General features: G+C 43.4%; 3 protein-coding genes. All 3 read right to left on the reverse strand.

The window, feature by feature from the left end; genetic code table 11:
* Positions 1 to 42 precede the first annotated feature (42 nt).
* The 3 genes from EPX21_RS14580 to EPX21_RS14590 all read right to left on the reverse strand — a co-directional run bounded on the left by EPX21_RS14580 (position 43) and on the right by EPX21_RS14590 (position 6,235).
* Positions 43 to 3,219, reverse strand: a complete 3,177-nt coding sequence (locus tag EPX21_RS14580; protein ID WP_134090426.1) for a TonB-dependent receptor — start codon at positions 3,217 to 3,219, stop codon at positions 43 to 45.
* Between the two features lie 306 nt (positions 3,220 to 3,525).
* Positions 3,526 to 4,911, reverse strand: a complete 1,386-nt coding sequence (locus EPX21_RS14585) for an alpha-L-fucosidase (protein WP_134090427.1) — start codon at positions 4,909 to 4,911, stop codon at positions 3,526 to 3,528.
* Between the two features lie 133 nt (positions 4,912 to 5,044).
* Complete coding sequence (locus EPX21_RS14590; protein ID WP_206106082.1) at positions 5,045 to 6,235, reverse strand: glycoside hydrolase family 172 protein; 1,191 nt, start codon at positions 6,233 to 6,235, stop codon at positions 5,045 to 5,047.
* Positions 6,236 to 6,467 lie beyond the last annotated feature (232 nt).

Raw genomic sequence — 6,467 nt, forward strand, 5'->3', positions numbered from 1 at the left:
TCATATGTTTTCTGAACATCAGCTCGTGCAAGTTTCCTTAATTTAAAATACTAGATTAACACCTAGGTTAAAAACGCGATTAGTTGGATACTGTAAATTAGAATCGCTTGTAATCTCTGGATCTATCTTCATATCTCCTAAGTTGTCAATACTAAACAAGTTCTGCATCATCGAATATACCCGGATGTTTTGCAATCCTATTTTATTGACCCAACTTTTAGGAAAGCTATAACCAATCTCTAAATTTCGAAGCTTTATATAATTGACGTTCACCATCCAAAAATCACTGTACCAATAATTACTGTGAGATTGATTTCCCCTAATTAAAGTAGGATATTTACCTGGAATTAATTCGCTATTTGGGTCGGTAATATCAGAAAGCCGCCATTGATTCCCCATATAATACTGCGGATTATTTCCTCCATCATGGAACGGCGACAACGCTTCAAAGCCTGGCATAAAGGATGCATAACCTGCACCGGTAAAATCGACTGCAAAGTCGAATCCCTTATATTGTAATCCGAGGTTAAGGGCAAAATTCAAGTAAGGTAAGCCGCCCCTCCTATATCCAATAGGTCTTTGATCTAAATCATTAATAACCCCATCGCCATTGGTATCCTCATACTTAATGTCCCCTGGCCTTAATGTTGTGTTTCCCTGTCTGTCGTTATCAATTGGGTAATTGGCAATTTCTTCCCAGCTTTCAAACTGACCTATCGCATGTAGCCCCCAATTTAAAAAGGCATAGCGTTCTGTAATAGAATTTCGGTACTCATCCCAAGCGTTCCCAAATCGTGGTTTATATTGCTGCCAATCTAACTGGCGGGCGAAAGTAAAATTTCCTCCAACAGAGTAGTTTAATTGATTGACGTTGCTTCGCCAAACGATCGACCCATCTACGCCTGTATGAACATCTGAGTTTAGATTTTCATAGGGAAGCGAGAACCCGGCCTCCCCGGGAATAAGTACATCATATCTTGAGGCAGGCAATCCCGTTCGCTTTCGACGAAAGTAGTCTACTGAACCACTAAGCTTACCATCAAATAAGGCAAAATCCAAGCCTACATCAAACATATGTGCCCTAATCCATGAAAGGGTTGTCACCGCTAAACCTCTCGGATTCGTTCCAGTAATATATTGGCCATCCAATGCTGACCCTCCATTATTATATGTATAGCCGCTTAAATAGTCGAAAGGATAATACCCCCAATCGTCTTCCAAGGCATCATCGCCTAATAAGCCATAAGAAGCCCTTAATTTAAGATCTGAAAACACTTTACCTATTCGCGAATCCTTCCAAAAGTTTTCACTACTAATACGCCATCCTCCAGATACGGAAGGGAACAGCCCCCACCGATGATTAGGAGGAAATTTCCACGAGCCGTCATATCTTGCCGCCACTTCGAGCAAGTATTTTTGGTCGTAATCATAATTGACCCGTCCAGCGAACCCCGCACGTGCTTCGGTATTAATACCCGTATCATTATAGGTGTCAAGTGTCGGAAAATAAATCAAACTCAACGCATTAGAAGCAGGGCGATCGTGTACATAAACGTCAGGATTGTCTCGTTTTATTGTTTCCGCAGCTCCTAAGACATTTAATCCATGTTTTCCAAAGCGCTTGTTATACGTAAGAGTAAACTGTGTAGTAATCTCTTCCACTCTTTCGATTGAGCGTTCCCGCCATGGATTATCCATACTAAACGCCACAGGATAAGTATCTGTAGCTTCATCGTATCCATATAGCTTATAAGTATACTCCTGGTTGTCCATCCATTTATTCGCTAAATAATATCCGACAATCCCACGGGCTTTCAAATTTGGAGTAAATTCATATTCAGCGTTAAAATTGAGCTGCATTACACGCCATACCTCTTGATATTCACCAGACAAATCATAATTCAGCATGGCAAAGTTGGTCTCCGTGTTCGATGAGGTCCGAGCCGGATAGAGCGGATTGTCGTTAGCGAAAGGTCGCGCCGTCGGCAGATTTCTGTACGTAGCAAATAGTGCTTGCCATGTATCGTCCGCGCCAGGGACTCCTGGCTGGCGCCTTTTTTCGATTCGACCGTTTAAATTCCCGCCTATTTTCAACTTTTCAGACACACTCGCCTCCAAGTTCATTTGTACATTGGTGCGGTAAAAGCCACCGTAGTTTTGAATGACCGACTCTTGACTTAAATGACTCAACCCTAGATAGTAGTTTATCTTCTCCGATCCTCCGCTCGCATTCCCCGAGATATATGCCTGTGGTGATGTTTTTAAAATATAATCATACCAATCGAATGGTCGATATCCTTTTTCTGTCCCTTGTTCCCACTTAGCGAGATCATCTTTCGTATAAAGCGGATCAGCGACCCCTGTAATCGCATCCGACTGAATGTAACTGCTTATATAAGTTGAAATGTCCGCGGGCTTCGGATACCGAAACATATTCTGTAAACCATAATAAGAGTTAACATTGAAAGAATTGTTGTCGCCTCTCTTTCCTTTTTTAGTCGTTACAACGATGACACCATTAGCCGCCCTTACGCCATAAATAGCCGCAGAAGCGTCCTTTAAAACCGAAATCGACTCAATATCATTAAAATCTAAATTGTTAAATTGGCCAGCATCCTTCTGAACACCGTCGATCACATAGAGTGGATTTCCCATATTGCGAATACTGATATTCGTAGCTGCTCCCGGACGGCCATCAGGCATACGACTATTTACTCCGGCGATTTTTCCAACGAGTGCACCTGAGGTTGTTGTAGCCACGGATCGAGATAAGTCGTTCGAAGATACTGTCGATATAGCTCCGGTGACTGATTCCTTCTTTTGGGTACCATACCCTACAATGACCACTTCACTCAACTTTGACTCATCTGGCTGTAAGGTGATACTAATAGCGCTTTTTGGAGGGTTTGCCAACTCGCGCACTTGATAACCGACGTATCGGAACACTAATGTGACGTTTACTTCGCTTGTCGGTAAGCGAAATTGACCTCTTTCATCCGTAGTCGTCCCAATCTTCGGATTTCCTTTGACATAGACTGAAACCCCTTGTAACGGCAAATCGGAAGTATCCTTTACCGTTCCAAAAAATGTACTCTCTTGTTTGAGCGACTCTTCTGGATGTTTAAGCTTTTCTGCATGAATCTCTCCGGTTACTGCCATACAGCAAATAAAAAAAAGAGCACCCAACAGACACAATTGAAATTTAGGCTTTATTGACATATCCTCATCATTTAAGTATTTGGTTAATTTACTATTGGCTTGCTAAAAGGTTTTCTTAACAAAGAAAGCAATGATTCCGCTGAAACGTATACTTAATTTGTCTCAGAATATCGCCAATTTTTATCAGGCTTTCTAAGGGATAATAGAGAGGCGTTGATCTAGAAAATGCTAATAGGAAAATTACATCCCTTATTTACTGACCGATCTGAAAATATCCGTTGGATATAAAATAAGAAAAACGGAAACTCAGGAACCCGAGGATCTAAAACAAAAAAAGCGACGCTCGGTCGCTTTTCTTTTATTGACTTATTCCAATATAAGCTCAATAACCGGGATTTCTACATTTGGCTTCACAACGGGAAGATCAACAATTAAGTCTTCCGCCCCGGCGGTAATCGTCATATGGGAACCGGGCTCTGTGCGGCTGGTATATTTAACTTCCGAGCCATCATGCAAAAACTGGGCATATTTTACTTTGCCCTTATAACCAGGTAGATATAAAGTTTTAAACGGCCACTGCAACAGGTGTACATACAAACGTTTCGTGTCCGGATTATAGGTAAGGAAACAGTTATCCGGCTTTTTAAATTCTTCCGGAGCAGCGGTACATCCATAAATGGAGCGGCTATTGTATTTCATCCATTTGCCGATGCGCTCCAAACGTTCGGTGGCACGATCGTCAAAATACCCTCTGGCAGTTGGCCCTACATTTAACAATAGATTTCCGCCTTTACTTACGACTTCGATCAACATAGCGATCAGTTGGTTCGTGCTTTTCCAAGTATTTTCATCGCGATGGTAGCCCCAAGAACCGGAGAAGGTCTGACAGGTCTCCCAAGGTACCCGTTTACCGTTCACCTCTGGCCATTTGCTCGGCATAAACTGCTCGGGTGTCTTGTAGTCCCAGCCCCACTCCGTATGGTTCAGGTCCAGGCGATCATTTACAATGATATCAGGCTGCAATTTTCTGGTCAACTTCAAAATACCTTCACTGTCCCAATCATCATGTCCCTTGCCGTCGGGACCGGGATAGGAGAAATCGTAGAACAGCAGATCGATTTTACCGTAATCGGTGAGTAATTCGGTCAGCTGATCTTTCATAAACTGCCGATATTTACTCATATCGCGCTTATCGTTACCGGCCCTCGCCTCTTTGTTATTCCGTAAAGCGTGGGTGCCATCGATCGTAAAGTCTGGATGATGCCAGTCGATCAACGAATAGTAAAAGCCTACTTTCAAGCCGGCCTCCCTACAAGCTTCAACAAAAGGCTTCAACAGATCCTTTTTAGCAGGCGTATTGGGCGCTTTGTAATCACTCAACTTCGTATTCCATAAGCTAAAACCTTCATGATGCCGAGCCGTCAGTACAACGTATTTCATTCCGGCCTCCTTGGCATAGGCCGCCCATTCTTTTGGGTTATATAAATCCGGATCGAATACATTGAAATACTTTTCCTTATACGCTTCGGCACTCGTTTGTTCCCTTTGCTGCACCCATTCATGCCGGGCCGGTACGGCGTACAAGCCCCAGTGGATAAACATCCCGAAGCGATCGTGCCTCCACCAGGCCATACGTTGTTCCTTTTGCGTTTGACTTTCCTGTGCCCACTGCGGTGTTTCCGTCGCGGATTGCGCACGGGTGGACGAGACAAAATATCCAATAAGTAATAGCACTAACATACAGGTTCTCATAATAAATTCGGTTTATGCATAGATACACATACGGGACCGAAATCAATCCAACTATATTAGCATAGTATTGAGCTATTTTAACCGACAACCGCCAATTCAATGTAGCTACTCCACAAATGAACCTAGCCGACTGTCAATTGACTTCCAACTCATTCTTAGTCGGCAGTTTTGGAAAACGGGCATGCGGTTCGCGCTGATACCAAAAAGCCACGGTAATGATATCCGATTGCTGCGGCAAATACCGCCCTTCGGAGCGCCAACCCAAGTCTTGGATCGTAACTTTCAGATCGCTATCAAAACGAATCGGATCCATGATATGCCAGCGATACATGCCAAAACGCTGTTGCGCATTATATACGCCGTCGGGCCGAATAACTTGGTGCAGGCCAGCAAAAGGAGTACAATATTCCTGATACTGATGGGTCTTTTTGTTTTCAAAATTATAAGAACCGCAAAAGTAATCCTCCGTCCCTGTGCCTACAATAGTGGCGAAATCCTTATCGCCATCCATAAAGAATTTAATCTCGCCCTCGCCCCACCAACCGTTGTTATTCACGCCAACGGCCATATAGGTGCCTACATAATGTCCTTTTCCTTTGATCCCATCTAAGATGGTATGAAGGGAAGTGGAATTGGGGTTCGAACGGCGATATTGTGCATGCAGATACGCTTCCTCATCACCTACCTCGGTTAAGGTATAATCTACCTGATAATATAGATTCATCGGTTCGCTGTTGATATTTTCGACCGTAATCCTACATTTTTTTCGAAAGGGCATTTTCCAGTAGCAATTGAATGCACTACCGGGGTTCACCGTAATGGCCATGGAACTCAAGGGAGCAAACTCGTTCCACGCCATTCCGAAAAAAGCACCCACAGGAGCTTCAATCGAGGGTTCGGTTTCATCATCCCAATAGAAACGGATAATCGAATAACTCCAATTGCCGGTGGGCGTCATCCAAATATGCTGAACCGCACCCGGCCCTTCCATCTCTGCAATGGTAAAGGTCTCGCCCCCATTGATTGTAATATAAGGATTCACTTTCCAGCCAATACCTAATTCCCGCGCCTGGGAAGCTGAATTGGCTATGTTGCGCTGACCGGCCTGCCTCACCGGGTCGGCCATACCCCCTTTGCCTTTCGCACCAGAAAAGTTCTCTGGACTGATGGAGCGGGTTTTTGCATCGGATAATTTAGAAAGTGTACCCAAGTTCATGTCAAGGCCATTGAAAGCTCCTTGTTGTTGCGCATGCGTAAATAAAAAAATGAAAAGACTGATTAACGTTGTGAGATTTTTTTTCATCATATTTATATTAAGGTTCATAATAAGCATTCATTTACCAATCGGAAACCGATGGCCGGCCATGGCATTTGCTTTTTACAATAGTAATCGTAACGGTTTAAACAAGCAAATAAAAGGTGTTATTTTTCAGGTATACAGGGGAGGAAGGGAGTAAGGTATAGGGACTAGGGAGCTTTGTCTTGTCCTGATATAGGTTGACAGTTTATTATTTACAAACTGACAAGCATGATGGCGAAATTACAGAGAATGACCG

This window comes from Olivibacter sp. XZL3 (assembly GCF_004368405.1).
Taxonomy (GTDB): domain Bacteria; phylum Bacteroidota; class Bacteroidia; order Sphingobacteriales; family Sphingobacteriaceae; genus Olivibacter.